General features: G+C 67.5%; 1 protein-coding gene. It reads left to right on the top strand.

Annotated elements, in window-relative coordinates:
- Positions 1–87: 87 nt before the first annotated feature.
- On the top strand, positions 88–379 hold a 292-nt coding region (locus UK12_RS33460), incomplete at its 3' end, for an acyclic terpene utilization AtuA family protein (RefSeq protein WP_045306979.1).

Here is a 379-nt window from a genome sequence, read left to right as displayed (position 1 = left end):
GGCTTGCTTTATTGCCCGGCACCTGCGAGGATGCTGCCCGGTGGTGCGAGGGGGTCGTGCACGCGGCGGCAGGGGAGACGTGCGAGGTTGCGGATCGGCAATACGGGCCGCGTCTACGGGGACAGCTTCACCGCGTTCTCTGAGCTCCCCTCGTGGCGGCCGCTAGATGACCTGTCCGGTGACTACCTCGCCGAACTGCGCATCCCGATCCTTGCCCGCGACCGCCTGAAGGACCCGCAACTCGGCTACGCCAAGACGTTTCTGCGGCTGATGGAGGAGTGCATCGGCCCGGCGCACGAGGCGGGAGTGCGGAACGTGGAGAACGAGGGCGGGCTCAATACCGACCGACTGGCACACCCCCTCCACGAGGTCGACGACA

Origin of the sequence: Saccharothrix sp. ST-888, from assembly GCF_000955975.1 — a bacterium.
Classification (GTDB): domain Bacteria; phylum Actinomycetota; class Actinomycetes; order Streptomycetales; family Streptomycetaceae; genus Kitasatospora.
Note: the sequence above shows the minus strand (reverse complement) of the source record. Positions and strands in the feature narration are given on the sequence as shown.